This window comes from Piscinibacter sp. PDB5-1 (assembly GCF_056676035.1).
The window spans coordinates 777,544-796,927 of record NZ_JBWVZL010000002.1 but is presented as its reverse complement, the minus strand read 5'-3'; the positions used below and the strand labels follow the sequence as shown (position 1 = coordinate 796,927).

Annotated in this window: 16 protein-coding genes and 1 tRNA gene; 9 read left to right on the top strand and 8 right to left on the bottom strand. The window is 70.2% G+C overall.

Going from position 1 to position 19,384, the window contains the following annotated elements; all coding sequences use genetic code 11:
• Positions 1-36: 36 nt before the first annotated feature.
• Entirely contained in the window at positions 37-789 is a 753-nt protein-coding gene (locus AC1KAT_RS10975) for a winged helix-turn-helix domain-containing protein (RefSeq protein ID WP_480325723.1), read from the top strand.
• On the opposite strand, the gene AC1KAT_RS10970 is transcribed toward AC1KAT_RS10975, so the two are convergent.
• The 3 genes from AC1KAT_RS10970 to AC1KAT_RS10960 form a co-directional block, all read right to left on the bottom strand.
• Positions 761-1,162 (bottom strand): BLUF domain-containing protein, encoded by a 402-nt coding sequence (locus AC1KAT_RS10970; protein WP_480325721.1) that lies wholly within the window; start codon positions 1,160-1,162, stop codon positions 761-763. The genes AC1KAT_RS10975 and AC1KAT_RS10970 overlap by 29 nt on opposite strands.
• A gap of 81 nt (positions 1,163-1,243) precedes the next feature.
• Complete coding sequence (locus tag AC1KAT_RS10965; RefSeq protein ID WP_480325719.1) at positions 1,244-2,521, bottom strand: cytochrome c; 1,278 nt, start codon at positions 2,519-2,521, stop codon at positions 1,244-1,246.
• Positions 2,518-3,231 carry a c-type cytochrome gene (locus tag AC1KAT_RS10960; RefSeq protein WP_480325718.1) on the bottom strand — a complete coding sequence of 238 codons (714 nt, stop codon included), beginning with the start codon at positions 3,229-3,231 and terminating at the stop codon, positions 2,518-2,520. Before AC1KAT_RS10960 ends, AC1KAT_RS10965 begins: the two co-directional genes overlap by 4 nt.
• 148 nt (positions 3,232-3,379) lie before the next feature.
• On the opposite strand from AC1KAT_RS10960, the gene AC1KAT_RS10955 reads away from it, so the two are divergent.
• Positions 3,380-4,003, top strand: coding sequence for an OmpW/AlkL family protein (locus tag AC1KAT_RS10955; RefSeq protein WP_480325716.1), 624 nt, complete (start codon positions 3,380-3,382; stop codon positions 4,001-4,003).
• A 10-nt stretch (positions 4,004-4,013) separates the two neighbouring features.
• On the opposite strand, the gene AC1KAT_RS10950 is transcribed toward AC1KAT_RS10955, so the two are convergent.
• Positions 4,014-5,309 (bottom strand): glycerate kinase type-2 family protein, encoded by a 1,296-nt coding sequence (locus AC1KAT_RS10950; RefSeq protein ID WP_480325714.1) that lies wholly within the window; start codon positions 5,307-5,309, stop codon positions 4,014-4,016.
• A gap of 60 nt (positions 5,310-5,369) precedes the next feature.
• Positions 5,370-8,183: a phosphoenolpyruvate carboxylase gene (gene ppc / locus AC1KAT_RS10945; RefSeq protein ID WP_480325712.1), complete on the bottom strand. Its 2,814-nt coding sequence runs from the start codon at positions 8,181-8,183 to the stop codon at positions 5,370-5,372.
• Between the two features lie 134 nt (positions 8,184-8,317).
• Here ppc and hemC point away from each other — a divergent pair, with 134 nt between their 5' ends.
• The 5 genes from hemC (at position 8,318) to AC1KAT_RS10920 (ending at position 12,469) form a co-directional block, all read left to right on the top strand.
• A complete protein-coding gene (gene hemC / locus AC1KAT_RS10940) occupies positions 8,318-9,259 on the top strand; it encodes a hydroxymethylbilane synthase (protein ID WP_480325710.1) in 942 nt (313 codons plus the stop codon).
• 8 nt (positions 9,260-9,267) lie between these two features.
• On the top strand, positions 9,268-10,029 hold the full coding sequence (locus AC1KAT_RS10935) for a uroporphyrinogen-III synthase (protein WP_480325708.1): 762 nt from the start codon (positions 9,268-9,270) through the stop codon (positions 10,027-10,029).
• Positions 10,026-11,105, top strand: a complete 1,080-nt coding sequence (locus AC1KAT_RS10930) for a uroporphyrinogen-III C-methyltransferase (RefSeq protein ID WP_480325706.1) — start codon at positions 10,026-10,028, stop codon at positions 11,103-11,105. The genes AC1KAT_RS10935 and AC1KAT_RS10930 overlap by 4 nt, the downstream gene beginning before the upstream one ends.
• A gap of 9 nt (positions 11,106-11,114) precedes the next feature.
• Positions 11,115-12,359 carry a heme biosynthesis HemY N-terminal domain-containing protein gene (locus AC1KAT_RS10925; RefSeq protein WP_480325704.1) on the top strand — a complete coding sequence of 415 codons (1,245 nt, stop codon included), beginning with the start codon at positions 11,115-11,117 and terminating at the stop codon, positions 12,357-12,359.
• A 33-nt stretch (positions 12,360-12,392) separates the two neighbouring features.
• Positions 12,393-12,469 (top strand) — tRNA-Arg (locus tag AC1KAT_RS10920).
• A 151-nt stretch (positions 12,470-12,620) separates the two neighbouring features.
• On the opposite strand, the gene AC1KAT_RS10915 is transcribed toward AC1KAT_RS10920, so the two are convergent.
• From AC1KAT_RS10915 to AC1KAT_RS10905, 3 genes are all read right to left on the bottom strand, one after another.
• Complete coding sequence (locus AC1KAT_RS10915; protein ID WP_480325702.1) at positions 12,621-14,816, bottom strand: DNA/RNA non-specific endonuclease; 2,196 nt, start codon at positions 14,814-14,816, stop codon at positions 12,621-12,623.
• Positions 14,817-14,904: 88 nt separating this feature from the next.
• On the bottom strand, positions 14,905-15,663 hold the full coding sequence (locus AC1KAT_RS10910; RefSeq protein ID WP_480325700.1) for a hypothetical protein: 759 nt from the start codon (positions 15,661-15,663) through the stop codon (positions 14,905-14,907).
• Positions 15,664-15,691: 28 nt separating this feature from the next.
• A complete protein-coding gene (locus AC1KAT_RS10905) occupies positions 15,692-17,371 on the bottom strand; it encodes a peroxidase family protein (RefSeq protein WP_480325698.1) in 1,680 nt (559 codons plus the stop codon).
• A 184-nt stretch (positions 17,372-17,555) separates the two neighbouring features.
• On the opposite strand from AC1KAT_RS10905, the gene AC1KAT_RS10900 reads away from it, so the two are divergent.
• Together AC1KAT_RS10900 and AC1KAT_RS10895 are read left to right on the top strand one after the other, a co-directional pair.
• Complete coding sequence (locus AC1KAT_RS10900) at positions 17,556-18,125, top strand: hypothetical protein (protein WP_480325696.1); 570 nt, start codon at positions 17,556-17,558, stop codon at positions 18,123-18,125.
• Positions 18,122-19,375, top strand: a complete 1,254-nt coding sequence (locus AC1KAT_RS10895; protein ID WP_480325694.1) for a M15 family metallopeptidase — start codon at positions 18,122-18,124, stop codon at positions 19,373-19,375. The genes AC1KAT_RS10900 and AC1KAT_RS10895 overlap by 4 nt, the downstream gene beginning before the upstream one ends.
• Positions 19,376-19,384: the final 9 nt, after the last annotated feature.

Genomic DNA, 19,384 nt, shown 5'->3' with positions numbered 1-19,384 from the left:
TCATGCGCTGCCCGCCCCCGAACCCTTGGTCCTGCCATGGCTGAACCCGCGTCCACCCCGTCTGCGCCGGCGTTTGCGGCACCCCTTCGCGTCGCGCCGGTGATGCTGATCGGCCCCCGCGTCGCGGGTCTGGCGAGTGTGTTGCAACGTGCGGGCGTCGAGGTGAAGGCCGTGGTCGACGGCGACGACTGGCTGCTGGGTGAGCAGCCCTTCGAGGCCGGGGCCTACTTGGTCGAGCACCCGCAGCCCGAAGGCCTGAGCGCGCTCGATGTGCTGCGCCTGCTGCGCAAACGCAGCGACGCCCCGGCGCTGCTGGCCATGGACAGTCTGGGCCCCGAATGCGCCACTGCCTTCGAGCACGGGGCCGACCTGGTGCTGCCGCTCACCGTGCCGGCAGCCGTGTGGCCGGCGGCGCTGGCCGCGTTGGTGCGGCGCATGGGCCGCGCCGTTGAGGCGCCACCCGGCTGGCGGCTCGACCGCAGCCAGCGCCGCCTCATCGCGCCCGATGGCGCGCACATCAGCCTGGGCCCGACCGACCTGCGCGTGCTGAACTGCTTCGTCCAGGCGGACGGGCAGGCGGTCACGCGCGAGTCGTTGCGCGAAGCGATCTGGGGCCGCAGGGGCGACGCTGCCGAAGCCTCACCCTCCAGCGATGACAGCGCCGCGCTGCACGCCTGCATCTACCGTTTGCGCCGCCGCATCGAGAGCGGCAGCGAAGCGGTGGCGCCTTTGCAGTCGCTCGCCAACCGGGGCTATGTGTTCAAGGGCCGTCTGGAGGTGGTGCCGTGAACAGGCGGGCGATGAGCCTGTCGGCCCGTGCGGAGGGCAGGTAGCGATTGCCGATCAACTCGCCCAGCAGATCGTCGACGCCGACCGGCTCGACCAGCGCCATGTGCCACTGGGCAAAGCGGCGCTCGTGCACCTCGTCCCAGGCCAGCACGGTGAGCTGCCGGTGGCGGCGATCGACCGAAATGCGCGCGAGCGTGGTGTCGAGGGCCATCGACGGCCCTTCGAGAAACTGCGTGAAGTGCCCGCCGGTGTAGACCAGCGCGCCGGTCACATCGGCCAGGGCATTGCGCTCGCGCGCCACCGTGAGGATGTCTTGCACGCCGGCGGCGTCGGTCTCGCACTGGCTGACGTAGAAAACGCGTTTGAGATGCATCGAAGCGTAGAGAAACGGCCCCTCGGAAGGTTCAGACCGTAGCACGCCACGCCCTTGGGCGTTGCGGCTTGTGCGTGGCATTCAGCGTGCGCGGTGTACGTCGAGCGGGCCCACTGCCGAGGCCGCGTGGCCCCAGCTCTGGCGGATGTAGCTCGCCACGGCCGCCACCTCCGCGGCATCGAGCGTGCGCGCGAAGGGCGGCATGCCGTGTGGCCGCGGGTTGCCGGGGGTGGTGGGCGCAAAGCCGCCGTGCAGGATGGCCTTGAGCACATTGCTGGGCGAAGGCAGCGTGACCGCGCGGTTGCCGGCCAGCGGCGGGTAGGCGCCCGCGACGCCTTCGCCTTGCGCGCCGTGGCAGTCGCTGCAATGGTCGCGATAGACCCGTTCACCGGCCTGCAACTGCTCGGCCGGGGCGCGTTCGACGCTGACCCGTGGCGACTCGCTGCGCGGCAAGGCCTGAAGGTAGGTGGCCATCGCGCGCAGGTCGGCCTCGTGCAGGTGCTGCGTGCTGCGAAACACCACCTCGGCCATCGGCCCCATCACCGAAGCGCGCGGCGAGGTGCCGGTCTTGAGCAGCGACACCACCTCGTCGGCCTGCCATTCGCCCACACCCGCCTCGCGCGGCGAGGTGAGCGAGGGCGCGTACCAGTTCTGCATCGGGATCAGGCCACCGCCGAGCGCGTGTTCGCCACGGGTAGCCCCGAGCACGTTACGCCTTGCATGGCAGGCGTCGCAGTGGCCCAGCCCGCGCACGAGGTAGGCGCCGCGATTCCAGGCCGGGCTCTGGCTGGCCTCGGGCGAGAAGCCGGTCGGTTTGAAGTACAGCGCGCGCCAAACGGCCAGCGATGCTTGCAGGTTGTAGGGAAAGCGCAGCGCATGCGGCGTGGCCGCCTGGCGCACCGGCGGCAGTGTGCGCAGGTAGGCGAAGAGGGCGTCCGAGTCCTCCCGCGTCACGAGCGTGTAGCTGGGGTACGGGAAGGCCGGGTACAGCAGCCGGCCGTCCATCGAGCGGCCGTTGTGCAGGGCGCGCCAGAACGCCGATGCGCTCCAGCGGCCGAGGCCGGTTTCCAGGTCAGGCGTGAGGTTGGGTGCATACACCGTGCCGAAGGGCGTCTCGATGCCGCGCCCGCCCGCGTACGGCGCGCCGCCGCGTGCGGTGTGGCAGCCGGCGCAGTTGCCCGCGAGCGCAAGGTAGGCGCCGCGTTCGACCTGTTCGGCACTGGGCCTTTGCCCCTCGTCAGGCGTGATCGGGTCTTCGCCGCGCAGGTTGAGCATGAACACCAGGCCGGCCAGCACGACGATCCCGACGCCGAGCGCGGCCAGCACACGCATCACGGTGGGGGCGGTGCGGCGGCTCATTGGAGGCCGCTCCCACAGTCGATGGGCAGGGCCTTGGGCGGCTGCGCCTGCGGCTTGCTGTCGGTGGGCACCGGCTGCGCAGCGAGCCATGCGGCGACGGCGGCCATGTCGGCGCCGTCGAGGCGCTTCGCCAGCGTCGCCATGCAGTCGGGCGCCGTGGCTCGGCGCTGGCCACCTTGCCAGGCGCCGAGTTGGGCCAGCAGGTAGTCGCGCGGCAACCCCAGCAGGCCGGGCAACGCAGGCTGCGCGCCGGTGAGCCGTTCGCCGTGGCATTGCACACAGGCCGGCAAGCCCCGCGTGGCATCTCCTTGCAGGGCCAGTGTTCGCCCACGCGCCAAGGCTTGGGCGGAGGCGTCAGTGGCCTGCGGTGCGGGGTAGGGCAGGTCGAGCGCCGCGTAGTGGCCGGCGATCTCGCGCAGGTAAGCGTCCGACATGTGCTCGACGAAGTAGGTCATCGTCGTGTGGTGGCGCCGGCCCTCGCGGAAGTTCAGCAACTGGTTGTAGAGGTAGCCGGCCGGCTTGCCCGCGATGCGCGGGTAGTAGCCGTCAGGCGTGGCGCGGCCCTCTTTGCCGTGGCACACGGTGCAGGCCTGCAGGCGTTGCGCCATCGTGTGCTGGGGCGGTGTGGGCAGGGGCTGGGCCCAGGCACCGGGCGCGTGCAGCGCGCCGGTTACCAGCGCGGCGAAGACGAGCGAGAAGCGGAAGGTCATCCCGCGAGTGTGCCGTGTGCCTGCGGGGGAGGCATCTCCGCACCGCGCCACGCGCTCGACAGGTCGTTGATGCACCGCAACATGACCTGGGCGGGGGCGGTTTGAAATCGGGTCCGAGGTGCTTTTCCTCGTTCACTCAGAGCCCATCATGAAGACAACCAAGCTCAAGCGCGCCGCATTGGCGCTGACCCTGGCCAGCAGCGTGGCGTTGCCGCTCGCGGCCCATGCCCAGCAAGGGCCGTGGATGGTGCGCGCGCGCGCCGTCAACCTCGACAGCGCGAACAAAGATTCCACCGGTCTGGGCCTGTCGATCAACGACAAGGTCATTCCAGAGATCGACGTTTCGTACTTCTTCACGCCACAACTGGCGGCAGAGCTGGTCCTCACCGTGCCGCAAAAGCACGATGTGCGCTCTGGCGGCAACAAGATCGGGACCCTGAAGCACCTGCCGCCCACGCTGACGGTGCAGTACCACTTCACGCAGCTGGGCGCCTTCAAGCCCTATGTGGGCGCTGGGCTCAACTACACCCGGTTTTCAAGCGTGAATTTCGAGCCGGCCGTGCAGGCCCTGCTGCAACCGAGCCTCGAGAAGAGCAGCGTCGGCCTCGCGGTCCAAGCGGGCTTCGACTATGAATTCAGCCCCGGCTGGTACGCCAACTTCGATGTGAAGAAGGTGCAGATCCGAAGCGATGTGAAGTCGTTCGGCGCGAAGGCGGGTGAGTTCCGGGTGGACCCGCTGCTCGTGGGCGTCGGCGTGGGCATGCGCTTCTGACCGCAGCCGATCAGGGCGCTGGCGGCGCGATCCACAACGCGCGAAAGTCGTTCACGTTGGTGAAAGTGGGGCCCGTGACCACCAGATCGCCGAGCGCCTCGAACACGCGGTAGGCGTCGTTTCGGTCGAGCGCTTGCCGCGCGTCCAGACCCAGCGCCTGGGCGCGGGCGAGGGTGTCGGGGCCGATGCACGCGCCGGCGTTGTCTTCGGTGCCGTCGATGCCATCGGTGTCGGCGGCCAGCGCGTACACGCCGGGCAGTCCTTGCAGTTCGAACGCGCAGCCGAGCGCGAACTCGCCGGCCCGCCCGCCCCGTCCCTGCGCGTGCCGCACCGTGACCGTGGTCTCGCCGCCTGACAGCAGCACACACGGCGCACGCCAGCTGGGGTGACGGCCCTGGGCGATGTCGCGTGCGAGCACGGCATGGGCACGGCCGAGTTCGCGCGATTCGCCTTCGAGCGCATCGCCCAGCACGTGCACCGCGAGCCCTTGCGCGCGCGCCACCTGAGCGGCCGCTTCAAGCGACTGCGCCGGCGTGGCGACCACATGCAGCGTGTGACCGTCGAAGCGTGCATCGCCTGGCTTGATTGATTCGAAGCGGCCGCTGAGCAGGCCTTCGTGCACGGCGGCGGGCACGTCGATGCCGTGGCGTGCCAACACTGCCAGCGCGTCGGCGCAGGTGCTTGGGTCGGGCACCGTGGGGCCGCTGGCGATGACTTCGGGCGCGTCGCCGGGAACGTCTGAAATCAACAGGCTCAGCACGCGCGCCGGTGCACACAGCGCGCCCAAGCGGCCGCCCTTCACGGCCGACAGGTGCTTGCGCACGGTGTTGATCTCGCCGATGGGCGCGCCGCATCGCAACAGCGCCTGCGTGATCGCCTGTTTGTCATGCAGCGTGACGCCATCGAGCGGCGCGGCCAGCAGCGCCGAGCCACCGCCCGAGATGAGCGCGATCACGAGGTCGTCGGCCGACAGCCCCTGCACCGCGGCCAAGATGCGCTGCGCCGCCACCGACCCGGCGGCATCGGGCAGCGGGTGCCCGGCTTCGAGCGCCTCGATGCGCCCCGCGAACCCCGGCGGCACATGGCCATGCCGCGTGACGACCACGCCCGACAGCGGCGCATGCATCGGCCACAGGGCATCGAGCGCCGCCGCCATCGCCGCCGAGGCCTTGCCCGCGCCGACGACGACCGTGCGGCCCTTCGGCGGCGCCGGCAGAAACGCCGCGAGCCGGTGGGCCGGCTGCGCGCGCGCGACGGCCGCGTCGAACAGCGCGCGAAGCAGGGTGTGTGTTGGGGTCGGGAGCAAAGGATGGACCGGTGAGCAGCGACCGAGTTTGCAGGAGCGAAGCGACTGGGGGGCTCACCTCTACCCGGTATTGCGCAAACCCGCCGCGATGCCGTTGATCGAGATGTGGATGCCGCGCTGCACGCGCTCGTTCACCGCCTCGCCTTCTCGCGTGCGGCGGTAGCGTCGCATCAGCTCGACCTGCAGGTGGTTCAGCGGGTCGAGGTAGGGAAAGCGGTGTTCGATCGAGCGCGCCAGCGACGGGTTCGACTGCAGGCGCTTGGCCTCGCCGGTGATCAGCGTCATCGCGTCTTGCGTGCGCTGCCACTCGGCCTGGATCAGGCCGAAGATGCGCTTGCCGAGCTTCTTGTCTTCGACCAGCTCGACATAGCGCGCGGCGATGTGCAGGTCGCTCTTGGCGAGCACCATGTCGAGGTTGCTCAGCAGCGTGCGAAAGAAGGGCCACTGCTTGTGCATGCGCTTGAGCAGCGCGATGCGCTCGTCGCGGTCACCCTCGGCGATGAAGGCCTCGACCGCCGAGCCGAAGCCGCACCAGCCCGGCAGCGCGACGCGGCACTGGCCCCAGCTGAAGCTCCAGGGAATCGCGCGCAGGTCCTCGATGGCGCGCGTGGCCTTGCGCGAGGCCGGCCGCGAGCCGATGTTCAGCTCGGCAATCTCGCGGATCGGCGTGGCCGAGAAGAAGTAGTCGGTGAAGCCCGGCGTTTCGTAGACCAGTTGGCGGTAGGCGCGGAAGCTGGCGTCGCTCAAACGCCGTGCGGCATCGAGAAAAGCCTTCGGCGCGCTCTTGGTCGGGTGCAGCAGCGTGGCTTCGAGCGTCGCGGCCACCAGCGTTTCGAGGTTGCGGCGGCCGATCTCGGGGTGGGCGTACTTCGAGGCGATCACCTCGCCTTGCTCGGTCAGGCGCAGTTGGCCATTCACCGTGCCCGGGGGTTGCGCGAGGATGGCCTGGTAGCTCGGGCCGCCGCCGCGCCCGACCGTGCCGCCCCGGCCATGGAACATGCGCAGCGTGATGCCGTATTGCGCGCGCAATCCATCGAACAGCGCGACCAGCGCGATCTCGGCTTCGTACAGCTCCCAATTGCTGGTGAAGGTGCCTCCGTCTTTGTTGCTGTCGCTGTAGCCGAGCATGATGTCCTGCTCGCTACCGCCGCGCTGGATCATCTGCGCGATGCCCGGCAGCGCGTAGTACTCGCGCATGATCGGCGCCGCGTTGCGCAGGTCGCCGATGGTCTCGAACAGCGGCGAGACGATCAGGTCGGCCTCGGCCACCGCGTCGAGCGTGCCGCGCAAAAGGCCCACTTCTTTTTGCAGCAGCAGCACTTCGAGCAGGTCGCTCACGGCCTCGGTGTGCGAAATGATGCAGTGGCGCAGCGCCTCGCGGCCGAAGCGCTGGCGGGCCACGAACGCGGCTTCGAAGATCGCCAGTTCGCTTTGCGCCAGCTCTGAATACGCCGCGGCCCGCACGCGCAAGGGCCGTGCTTCGTTCAGCAGCTGCAGCAGCAGCGCGCGGCGCGCGGCTTCGTCGAGGGCGCTGTAGTCGGCTTCGATGCGCGCCACCCGCAGCAGCTCGGCGACCACGGCCTCGTGTTTGTCGGAGCTTTGCCGCAAGTCCACCGTCGCCAGGTGAAAGCCGAACACCTGCACCGCGCGCATCAAGGGCCGCAGGCGCGGATTGACCAGCGCGCTGGCACGGTGCGACAGCAGCGAGGCCTCGATCACGCGCAGGTCGGCCAAGAACTCATCGCTCGTCGCGTACGGGTCTTGTGGCGCCACCGCATGGCGCAACGCTTCGGTGCCGGTCAGCGCGTGCAGCGTGGCGGCGAGTCGCGCATACATGCCGATCAGCGCGCGGCGGTAGGGCTCGTCTTCGCGGTGCGCGTTGTGGTCGGGTGAACGCCCGGCCAGCGCCTGCATCTCGGCCGTCACCGGCGCGAGCAGGGCCGAGATCGACAGCTCGGCGCCCAGCTCGTGCACCTCGGTCAGGTAGAAGCGCAGCACGACCTCGGCCTGCCGCCGCAGGGCCATCTGCAAGGTGTCGGCGCTGACGTTGGGGTTGCCGTCGCGGTCGCCGCCGATCCAGTTGCCCATGCGGAAGAAGGGCGTGAGCGTCTGGCCGGGCAGCGCGTCTTCGACCTCGCGGTAGAGCTTGGGAATCTGCCGAAGGAACGTGGTCTGGTAATAACTCAGCGCGTTCTCGATCTCGTCGGCCACCGTGAGCTTGGTGTAGCGCAGCATGCGCGTCTGCCAGAGCTGCGTGACGCGGGCGCGCAGCAGGGCTTCGTTGTCGGCGAGCGCGCGTTCGGCATGCAACTCGTCGCGTTGGCCGATCAGCTCGGCGATCGCCCGCTCGGCATCGAGGATGCTCTTGCGCTGCACCTCGGTCGGGTGGGCCGTGAGCACCGGCGAGATGTACGCATGGCGCAGCGCGTCGCCGATGTCGTCGGCCCGCAGGCCGGCCTTCGCCAGGCGCTCGAAGCTCATCGCGAGCGAGCCTTCGTGTAGGTCGCCGCGGCGCTCGTGGTGCTCGCGGCGGCGCACGTGGTGGCGGTCTTCGGCGATGTTGGCGAGGTGCGAGAAATAGCTGAACGCGCGGATGACGCTCACCGTCTGGTCGCCGCTCAGGTTCTTGAGCAGGCGGTCGAGCGCCTTGCCGGCCTGGGCGTCGCTCTTGAGGCGATAGGCCACCGACAGCTGCCGCACGCGTTCGACCAGCTCGAAGGCCGCCTGCCCCTCGTGCTCGCGGATCACGTCGCCGAGGATGCGTCCGAGCAGGCGGATGTCCGCGACCAGGGCCTGGTTCTTCGCGGCGCTGTCGGCGGCCGAGGCGTTGGGCAAGGGCGTCTTCAAGGCAGGGGCTCGGGCGGCGCGGGGCATGCGTGTCCTCGTTCGGGGGCGGTGGCCGATCGTAGTGCGAGCTTCGTGCCAGGCGGGGCGTGGGTCCATCGCCGAGAGGGCGAAGGTCGCCTGCAAGACGTCTCGCTGCGTGGCGCCCCTGCTAGCATCCCGCGATGCCTGCTTCGACCCCGTCCTCCCTCCTGATCGCCACCCGAGAAAGCCGCCTTGCCCTCTGGCAGGCCGAGCATGTGCGCGATCTCTTGCAACAGCGTTTCGGCCATACGGTGGGCCTGCTCGGCATGACGACGCGCGGCGACCAGATCCTCGACCGCACGCTGTCGAAGGTCGGCGGCAAGGGGCTGTTCGTGAAAGAACTCGAAGCCGCGCTCGAAGAGGGGCGGGCGCACCTCGCGGTGCACTCGCTCAAAGACGTGCCGATGGATTTGCCCGAGGGCTTCGTGCTCGGCGCCGTGCTCGAACGCGAAGACCCGCGCGATGCGCTGGTCTCGCCGAAGTACGCCTCGCTGGCCGAGCTGCCGCAGGGCGCGTGTGTCGGCACCTCGAGCCTGCGCCGCGTGGTGCAGTTGCGCAGCGTGCGGCCCGACCTGCGGGTCGAGCCCCTGCGCGGCAACCTCGACACCCGGCTGCGCAAGCTCGACGAAGGCCAGTACGACGCCATCGTGCTGGCGGCGGCCGGCCTGAAGCGCCTGGGCCTCGCGGCGCGCATCCGCAGCCTGTTCGACCCCGAGCAGATGATCCCGTCGGCCGGCCAGGGCGCCCTGGGCCTCGAAGTGCGCGAAGACGCGACCGCCTTGCGCGAGCAACTGGCCACGTTGACGCACATGCCGACCTGGCTGTCGGTGCAGGCCGAGCGCGCGGTGTCGCGCGCGCTGGGCGGCAGCTGCAGCATGCCGCTGGCGGCGTACGCCACCTGGCACGGCGCCGACCTGCATGTGGCCGTGGCCCTGGGCCATGCCGAACACACCGAGCGCGCCCTGCTGCGCGCCACCGTGTCGGCCCCGGTGACCAACGACGCGCAGGCGCGCGCGCTGGGTGAACGGGCCGCGGCTGCCTTGCGCGAAGCCGGCGCCGCCGACTACCTCGCGGCGCTTTGACCTCTGCGATGCGTGTGCTGGTCACCCGTCCGGCCGCGCAGGCCCAGGCCTGGGCCGAGGGCTTGCGCGCCAAGGGCATCGACGCCCGCGTGCTGCCGCTGATCGACATCGCCCCAGCGGCCGACCCGGCCGAGGTGCAGCGTGCATGGCAGGCCTTGCCGTCGATGCGCATGGCCTTCTTCGTGAGTCCGAACGCGGTCGAGCACTTCTTCGCGCTGCGACCCGCTGACATGGCGCATTGGCCAGCGCAGGTGATCGCCGCGTCACCCGGCCCGGGTACGACGCTGGCGTTGCTGGCCGCGGGTGTGCCGCGTGAGTCGGTCGTCGAGCCGCCTGCCGATGCGCTGCGGTTTGATTCCGAATCGCTGTGGCAGCAGCTCGAACATCGGCCGTGGTCCGGCACGCGGGTGTTGATCGTGCGCGGCGAAAGCGGCCGCGACTGGCTGGCCGACCAGTTGCGCACCGCCGGTGCCACGGTCGAATTCGTCTCGGCCTACCGGCGGGCCGCGCCGCTGCCCACGCCCCACGTGCGCGGCCTGATCGACGAGGCGCTCGACGAGCCCGAGGCGCACCTGTGGTTCTTCAGCAGCTCCGAGGCCATCGCCAACCTGTGCCACCTGCACCTGGGGGCCGATTGGTCCGAGAGCCACGCGCTCGCCACCCACCCGCGCATTGCCGAAGCCGCGCGCCACGCGGGTTTCGGGCGGGTTGAAGAAGCCCGTCCAAGCTTTGATGACGTGGTGGCCTGCATACAATCCCGCGCATCGTGAGCGAGCCCTTGCCATCCCTCGAAAGCCCCGTGGTCACGGCCGCCCCCGCCGTGCCGCGCCGTGCGTTGCCTGTGCGCCAGGTGGTGGTGGGCGTGCTCTTGCTGCTGCTCGTCGCCAGCCTCGTGATGGCCTGGAGCACCCAGCAGCGCTTGCGCAAGGTCGAGCAAGAGCTGGTGCGCCGCCAGCAGAGCAGCCAGAGCCAGTCCGAAGAGGCGCGCATGCTCGCCAAGCAGGCGCAAGAGGCCTCGCTCGAAAGCGCCGCCAAGGTGGCCCTGCTCGAAGCGCGCCTGGCCGAGGTGACGGTGCAGCGCTCGCAGCTCGAAGAGCTGATCCAGTCGCTGTCACGCTCGCGCGATGAAAACGTGCTGGGCGACATCGACGCGGCCTTGCGTGTGGCGCAGCAGCAATCGGCCCTGACCGGCAGTGCCGAGCCGCTGGTGGCCGCGCTCAAGCAGGCCGATGAACGCCTCGCGCGCCACAGCCAACCGCGCCTCGAACGCGTGCGCCGAGCCATCGCACGCGACCTCGACCGCGTGAAGGCGGTCGGCGTCGCCGACATCTCGGCGCTCGGCATCAAGCTCGACGAAGCCGTGCGCCTGGTCGATGACCTGCCGATGCTGTCGCAGGCCCTGCCGCCCAAGCCGGGCAAGGCGGCGGCTGTGGCCACGCCGGCCAGCGCCCCGGCCTCGACGGGCTGGACCGGCAGCGTCGTCAACGGCTGGAATGGCGTGCTCGACCGCGTGTGGGGCGAAACCCGCGCGCTGGTGCGCGTGACGCGCATCGAGCATCCCGACGCCATGCTGCTCGCCCCTGAGCAGGCGTTCTTCTTGCGCGAAAACGTCAAGCTGCGCCTGCTCAATGCGCGCCTCGCGCTGCTGAGCCGCCAGTTCGATTCGGCCAAGAGCGACCTGCAGGATGTCGAGAACCTGCTCGCGCGCTACTTCGACCGCAACGCCCGACGCACGACGCTGGCGACCGAGCTGGTGCGGCAGGTCGCGGCGAGTGCGCAGCAGGTGTCGCTGCCGCGCCCCGATGAAACGCTGGCCGCGCTGACGGCCACCGCGGCCGGGCGCTGACCGCCGAGCATGCGCGCCGTCATCTGGTTCATCTTGCTGTTCGCGGCCGCCGTGGTCGCGGCCACGGCGCTGGGCACCAACGACGGCCTCGTCAGCCTGTACTGGGCCGGCTGGCGCATGGACGTGTCGATGAATCTCTTCCTCATCGCCCTGGTGCTGACCTGCTTTGCGCTGGTCACCTTGATCCAGGCGGTGAATGTGTTGATCGGCCTGCCGCGGCGGGCGCACGAATGGCGCGTGGCCCGCCGCGACCGCACCGCGCAGGCCGCGCTGCGTGAAGCCTTGGCACAGTATTTCGGCGGGCGATACAGCCGTGCGCACAAGGCCGCGCAACGGGCGCTGACCATCCAGGACGACACGCCTGACCTCGCGCAAGACGGCGACTTCACCGCGCTCGGCCACCTGCTGGCCGCCGGCAGCCTGCACCGCCTGCAAGACCGCGCCCGGCGCGACGAGCAACTGCAACGCGCGCTCGAACTCACGAGTCGCAGCGCGCTGGCCAAGCCCGCCTACGAAGGCGCACGCCTGCTGGCGGCCGAATGGGCGCTTGACGACCGCGATGCACCCCGTGCGTTGGAGCTGCTGGGCGAGTTGCCGCCTGGTGTGTCGCGCCGCACGCACGCGCTGCGCCTCAAGCTGCAGGCCACGCGACTGGCCCAGCAGCCGCAAGAGGCGCTGAAGACCGCACGCTTGCTGGCCAAGCACCAGGGCATATCGAAAGAAGCCGCCGAGGGCTTGCTGCGTTCGCTGGCCTTCGAGTCGCTCGATGCTGCGCGCGACGCCGACCAGGTGCGCCGGGTCTGGAGTGCGCTCGACCCCGCGGATCGGCGCGACCCCTTTGTGGCTGCGCGCGCAGCCATCCGCATGGCCGCGCATGGCGCTGCGTCTGAAGCGCGGCCCTGGCTGCGCCCGTTCTGGGACCGGCTCGCCGAGTTGACGCCCGATGGCCGGGCCGCGTTGTCGCAAGGCCTGGTCGCCTGTGTGGAAGGCATCGGCCCCGAGTGGCTGCCCAAGCTCGAAGCGGCCGTGCGCGACTACCCGCGCGAGCCGGCCGTGGCGCATGCCGTCGGCTGCGCCTTGGCCGACCGCCAGCTGTGGGGCAAGGCGCGCGGCCTGCTTGAACAAGCCGCTGCCCACGAGGCCTTGCCGGCGGCGTCGCGTCGTAAGGCATGGCTTGCTTTGGCGCGTCTGGCCGAAGACCAATCCGACACGGAAAGGGCAGCGCGTTGCTATGAGTCTGCAGCGCGTGTTTGAAATCGGAAATGCCGTGCTATACTGCGAGGCTCAGCGGCTGTAGCTCAGTTGGATAGAGTACTTGGCTACGAACCAAGGGGTCGTGGGTTCGAATCCTGCCAGCCGCACCAGAACAAAGTGTTCTAGAACAACGCCTCAGAGGTTGACGCCTCTGGGGCGTTTTTCTTTGTGCGGTTGTTTTTCGCGGCCGGGATCGGCGCGAAGTGGTTGTCAGGCCGGTGCACGGCTCCGTGCACCCCGCCCCAGCCCACCCGCCACTCATCAACCCAGCGGCTGCTCGGCGTTGTGCAGCTCTTCGGGAAACAGCACCCCGCTCAGCGCCGAGATGTCGGCCAGGGTTTTGCGCTGGCCCTTGAACTCGGGCAGCGCGAGGGCTTCTTCGAAGGTCAGGCCGAAACGGCGCACCACGTTCGACTGGTCGAACACGTAGCCATAGGCCAGCAGCCTGGCGCGCCGGCCGCGCCCTTCGGGCACGACGATGACCTTCCAGAACTTGCGGGGGGTGCGCACGCGGCCACTGCCCCAGTCGCGGCTGTCGATGAAGTCTTTCAGCACCGGGCCGGCGAACACGGTGGCCTGGCCGCCGCTGGCTTCGATCTGCTTGGCCACGGCCGCCTCGAAGCGGCCCCAGATGCCGCTCACGCCGAGCGCGCTGTAGTCGTGCTCGCGGGGTCTGCTCTTGTCGCTCGGGCGTTCTTGGTTGAAGGCTTCGTGCTGCGGCGTGCAGTTGGTGTAGTGGTAGGTGTCGGAGTTGCCGTACTCGGTCGGCAGGCCGGCCTCGCCCCAGCAGTTGTCTTCTCGGCGCACGATGTGGCCGCGGTCCACGCGCGTGGCGGCCTTGTAGATGTCGCCGTCGAGCAGTTGCATCTCGCGCGGCACGCGTGGGTCGGCGCGCCAGTTCTCGCCGCCGAATTGCGCGCGTGAGCGCGGGTCTTGGCGCATCAGGTCGCGGTAGTCGCAGTTCGACGCGGTCCACATGCACATCGCGTGCTTCTTGTTGAAGGCCAGCGTGTAGTGGTGGTAGTGCAGCAGGAAGGGCTCGTCGGCGTCGAGCTTGCTGGTGTCGATCTCGGGCACCGTGCGGTCGCTGTCGAGGTGGGCTTGGTAGTCGGCCACGCTGTAGACCTCGTCGAGTCGTTCGGGGGCGATGCGCGGCAGCGGCAGGCTGCGGCCGAGGAAGCTCGGCTTGTAGCCCTTGCGGCGTGTGTAGTCGGGGTCGAAGACGAGCGCCTTTTCTTCGAAGGCGGCGTCTGGTGCCGGGGCTGGCGGGGACGTCGCCGGGCTGGGCAGTGGTGCGGACGCAGTGCCGGCCGCGCTGTAGACGTGGATCGTCGTGGGACCGTTCAGGTGGAAGCTGTGGCCGTGGCCTGCAGACACCGCCAGCGCGGGCAAGGTGGCGCCGGCCCCGGGCACGCGGACTTCGGGCGATGCGACCGGGGCAGCCTCCACGGCCAGCGGGTCGAGGGTGGAGTCGAGCAGTTCTTTCAACAGCAAGGCGTGCGCGGCGTCGTCGAAGCGGTGCGTGCGCAAGGCCTCGACGATGAAGCTCACACGCGTGCCTTCGTTGGCGATCCAGCGGATGTCGTCGAGCGTGTGGCGCTCGGGGTCGAACACGTCGTCGCGCAGCGTGACGACGGCCCCGTCGCGCATGAAGGGCACGGCGCTGTGGTGCAGGCCGACCAACTCCCAGCGCGTGCTCAGCAGCGGCGAGCCCGAGGCCCCGGGCCGCGTGTCGGCCTCGTAGTGCAGGTAGCCCTCGGGCAGGATGTCCACCAGCAGGTTGTTGCGGATGGCATAGCGGCGTGGCCCGCCGTCGGGGTGCTGGATGATGTTGACCGGCTCGCCGGTGACGATCTTGCCGGTGGCTTCGATCAGGCGGGTCCAGCCGATGGAGTCGAGTGTTTCGCCTTGCAGCCCCTTCGGCTTCAATGCCACCAGCGCGAAGTCGAGCTTCTCGTTCGACAGATAGAAGCGGTCGGGGTCGAGTTCGAAGTACTGGCCGTCGGCCACGCCGTTCTCGTCTTCGGTGTGGCGAAAGTTGGCGCCGTGGCCGCGCACCGTGGCCGCGCTCGGAAAGACGTGGTGATTGGTCAGCAGCAGGCCCGAGGCGCTGACGACCACGCCGGTCGCCACACCCTGCGGGCGGTAGCCCGAGTCGGGCAGCGTGACGATGCGTGCCACCGGGCGCGCCGCCGCGCGCGAGACCTCGCTGGGCGCGAAGGCGACGAGGTCGTTGCCGCGGATGATGGCCTCGTGCCAGCGCGCACCCAGGGCCGACAGCGTGGCGCGCTGCATGCGCTGCGCGTATTCCATCTGCCGTTTGGGCGAGTCGGCTGCGCCGACGCCGCGCCGTTCGATCTCTTGCAGGCCGGTTTCGCGCGCTGCGGTGCGCGCCCGCCAGCGCTCGGCCGCGCGGTGCATGATTTCGAGCCGCGCTTCGAGTTGTCGTCCGTTCACGGTGGCCATCGTTCCCCCTGTTGTCTGTGTGTGCTGTGCGTGAACGGACGACTGTGCGCAGTGCCCCGCGACGGGGCAATCCCTATCCTCAGCCGACCTGCGGCCGCTGGTGGGGCACGACCGGTGCGCGGGGAGGCGCGGCGGGCGCACCGTGCCCATACGGCCCGGCGGGCGGGGCCTCGCCGTCGAGCGCGCGGGCTTCGGCATGCGAGAGGCTCATCTCTTTGCTCTTGACCAGCCAGTAGGCCGCAAAGGCCCAGATGGCCACCGCCTCGACCACGAAGACGTAGGTCGTGCGGTCGGCCCAGGTGAGCGCCCATGCGAGCAGGGGCGAGGCCAGCATGAGGGCGCCGATCACGCGGTAGCCGAGCAGGAAGCGGCGTTTCAGGTGCTGGTGGGCCGCGGGCAGGTAGTCGAGCGTCTTGCACGCGCAATGCAGGGCCACGACGGCGAGCAGCACGAAGAGCAGCACCGCCGCCGCGCCGTGCACGCTGAGCGCCGGCCCGCCGGGCTCGCGCGCGGTGGGCACCAGCGCCACCACCAGGGCCGACGCCCCCGCCAGATTAAGCAAGACGTTTTCGGTCCTGCTGAAGCCCTTGTAGAGGTACAGGAACACGCCGATGGCAAACAGCAGGCCCACCAGCCAGGTGCGCATCGGATACAGGTGCGGGTCGTCGGTGGGCGACACGTAGTAGTACGCGCTCATCGAGGGTGCCAGGCCGATGCCGTAGAGCGCCCAGCCGATCGCGAACAGCAGCACGGGAAAGACCAGCGCCAGCAGCGCCATGCCCAGTCGCAAGCTCATGTACGTCGAGAACATGTGCCGGTGAATGAAGTTGTCTTGCATGTTGGACTCCGGTGGGGGCGTGGCCGGCTCACGCGCGCGCGGCGGAGGCCTCGGGAAAGACCTTCGCGAGGCGGAACAGGTCCACCAACGTCACCTGGCCGGGGGTGGCGGTGGGGAAGGCCGGTCGCCAGGCCGGCCCGGCATCGATGACGTTGTTGTCGGCCAGCCGCACCAGTTGCACCAGCGTCTCGGCGACGATCACGCTGCCCACGGGGCCCAGGTGCGAGGCGGGCTTGTCGGGGTTGCGCGGGTCTTTCCGGGTGCGCGCCACGTGCGAGGCCTCGGCGAGCACGTAGTACCAGAGCGGCGTGCGCGTGGCGAAGCTGCTGTTCGAGAGCGCGATCGCCTGCGCCTCGCCCGCGGTCTGGGCGACGGCCATCAGGTCGGCATCGCTCATCAGCGGCACCTCGGGCAGCGCCTGGCGGATGCGCGCCGCGATGGCCTGCCCGGTGGGCAGGCGCAGCAGGTAGCCGCGCATCAGGTTGCGCAAGGCGAGTTCGGGCACGGCGTCGGCGGCGAGCACGTTGCGGTGCTGCGGGATCGATTCGAGCGCCTCGGCGATGTGCGTGTCGATGCCGCGCGCGGCGTTGTCGGTGCTGCCGTCCGCCTTGTCCACCCAGCGCGTCCAGTCGATGATCCAGTTGTGCGGCAGCGTGGGCACGCCCCGGTTGGTGCCGCTGAAGGCGGTGAAGGTGAACAGGTCGCCCAGGGTGGCGCGCGGGGTGCCATTGGCGCCCGAGAACTCCGAGTTGTAGTTGTAGGCGTCGCGCACCATCGAGTGGCCGGCGCGGAAGGCCGCGACCGAAAACTCCAGCGGCATGTACGGCCGCTCGCGGGACGGGCGGTAGAAGCGGCCCGGTGCGGCGCGCACGGCCGCCACGATGTCGGGGTCGCAAAAGCGCGGCAGGAAGTCATCGAGCACCAGCGCCTGGAAGGTGCGTGCGAGTTCAAGGTCGGCCTGCGCCGGGGCGAGCCCGAGTTCGCGCACCAGCCGGCGGTGCGCACGCAGGAAGGCCACGTGCATCTGCGCCACGGCCAGGTTCTCGTCGTTGCGCGGATCGCCGATTTGAGCCTGCCGGTCGAGCACCTGGTTGGCGCTCGTCGGCGGCAGGCGCGGCAGGTCGTGCAGCGGGGCCCACTCGGCCGGCTCGTCGAAGGGCAGGGTGGGGCGGTTCAGCCCCGGCACGGCGGTCACCGGGCCAACCACCAGCGCACCGGCCGCGTCGCGCGGCGCGGCCGACGACAGCACGCTGTCGAGGTTGAGCGAGGGCACGCGCCGGTTCACGGCCTGGGCGATCTGTTCGGGCGCGAGCGGGGCCACCGGCTCGCCGCGCTTGGCCGCGCGGAAGGCCTCTTCCTGCAGCGCCTGCAACGGGCCCGGAAACTCGGTGCGCGTGATGTCGTGGTCGATGAACTGGCCGAGGTAGGTGTAGGCCGCGGCGATGCCGCTGTTGGCGTTGCGAGGCCCTTGCGCGTCGCGCATCGACGCCGCCAGCTGCACCAGATGCCGGGCGGTGTCGGGCCCTTCGTGCAGGCGTTGGTCGGCCTGCTGGCCCAGCCCTTCGAACATCGAGTCGAAGGGAAAGGCGTTGTCGATGACCGCGCGCTCGTCGGCCTCTTTGCGGCTGAGCAGTCGCGTCACGCAGGACGCAGGTGGCGTGGACTCGGTGGTCAGGGTGTTGTCGATGCCGTGCAGGTTCGGGTTCATGGAGGGGCCTCCGCTGGCTGGGTTGTGGAATGAGGTCTCCGTTGTAGGCAGCGGCCGGCGAGGCGTCATCCGCAAGAGAAAGGAACACCGCTTGCGGCCCCCAGGTCAAGTCATGGGTTAGGGGCTGCGCGGCGCGCCCCTCGGCCGAACAATGGGTGCGGGCCCGTCGGCCCCGGGGGATTGCATGACTGCCGCCATCTCAGACCGCGCCGCCCAGGCCATCGCCACCGCGCTGTCGCGCCAGGGCCTGGACCTGATGGCCGCCGCCTTCCGAAGCCCCACCGCAGGGCCATCGGCCCGGCAGGTGGTGGCCGACGCCGTGCGCGAAGGCACCGGCCTCGACATCCACGGCCTGGCCGATGCCGGCCTGTCGCCACCGCAGTGGACCCAGCTCAAGGCCTTCGAACTGGAGCACCAGCCCCTGCTGCTGGGCCTGCACCTCGACCGCGAACCGGCCGACGGCGGCACGGCCGCATCCCCGCCCCCCGCACCCGGCTTCGCGGTGAAGAGTGCCGACGACGGCGGCGCCGGCTGCTTTGCGGCGCTGGCCGCCTGGGGCGTCTTGATCGCCACGGGGGTGTTCGCCTTTCACGCCGCGTTCAGGCACAACGCCGAGTCGGGGTCGCGCGAACTGGTGTTCCTCGTGCTGGGCTTTCTGCTCGGCGTGTCGGTGATGGCCTTGCACCACCTCTTCGGGGCCGCAAGCCGCGGGGCCGACCACGCCGCGCAGCGCAAGACAGGGGGGCGCCCATGAGCCTGGTCCGCGAACAAGCCGTGTTTCTGCTGCACGTGGCCGAGCTGATCCGCAAGGCCTCGGAGCTGGGTTTTGCCGCCTCGGGCGGCGAGCTGTACCGCACGCCCGAGCAGCAGGCGCTGCACATCCAGAACGGCCGCAGCACCACCATGAACAGCCAGCACCTCAAGCGGCTGGCCATCGACCTCAACTTCTTCAAAGAACTGCCCGGGGGCGAACTCAAGCTCACCTACGCGGTGGACGAGTTGCGCGCGTTGGGCGACTTCTGGGAGTCGCTCGACCCGTCCAACCGCTGGGGTGGCAACTGGACCTCGTTCAAGGACACGCCGCATTTCGAGCGGCGCGAGGGCGTGTCCGACGTGGTGCGTGCGCCGGCGCCGGGTGGGGTGGTCGATTCAGTGCCCGTTGTGGCACCCGCGCCGGCGGTGGCGCCGCCCGCGCGCGGCCGGGGCCTGCTCGACGCCACCGTCGGTGTGCGTTGCACGAACCGGCGCGACGACGTCGAGACGGTGCAGCGCCTGCTCAACCGCGCCGCGCAGCGCGGGCTCTTCGCCATCGACGAAGGCGCGCTCAAGAGCGACGGCTCGTTCGGCAACAAGACGCTCAACGCGATCATGGGCTTCCAGCGCCGCGTGATGGGCGAGGCCACGCCGAGCGGCCAGGTCGAGCCGCGCGGTGCGACCTTCGCGTGCCTGTGCGAGGGTTTGAGCGGCGAGATCGACGCGACGCTGATCGCACTTGTGTACCTGCGGGCGGGCGATGCCGACGTGGCCGAACTGGCCGCCCCCATCGCAGCCACGATGGCGCGGCGCGACATGGGCACGCCGCTGCGGCAGGCGCACTTTCTGGCGCAGATCGGCCACGAGTCGGGCGAACTGCGCTTTCGTGAAGAGATCGCCAACGGCGAGGCCTACGAAGGCCGGCGCGACCTGGGCAACACGCAGCCCGGCGATGGCCGGCGCTTCAAGGGGCGCGGGCTCATCCAGCTGACGGGGCGGGCGAACTATGCCGAGTACGGCCGCTCGGTCGGGCGCGAGCAAGAGCTGCTCGATCACCCCGAGCGGGTGGCCACCGATGTGGGCCTGTGCGTGGACGTGGCCGGCTGGTACTGGGAGCGGCGGCAGCTCAACGCGCTGGCCGATGCGGACGACCTCACGCTGATCACCCGGCGCATCAATGGCGGCTTGAACGGGTTGGAGGATCGGCGGCGTTTGCTGGGGCGGGCGAAGGCGGCGTTGGGGCTGGGCTGAGGACTCGAA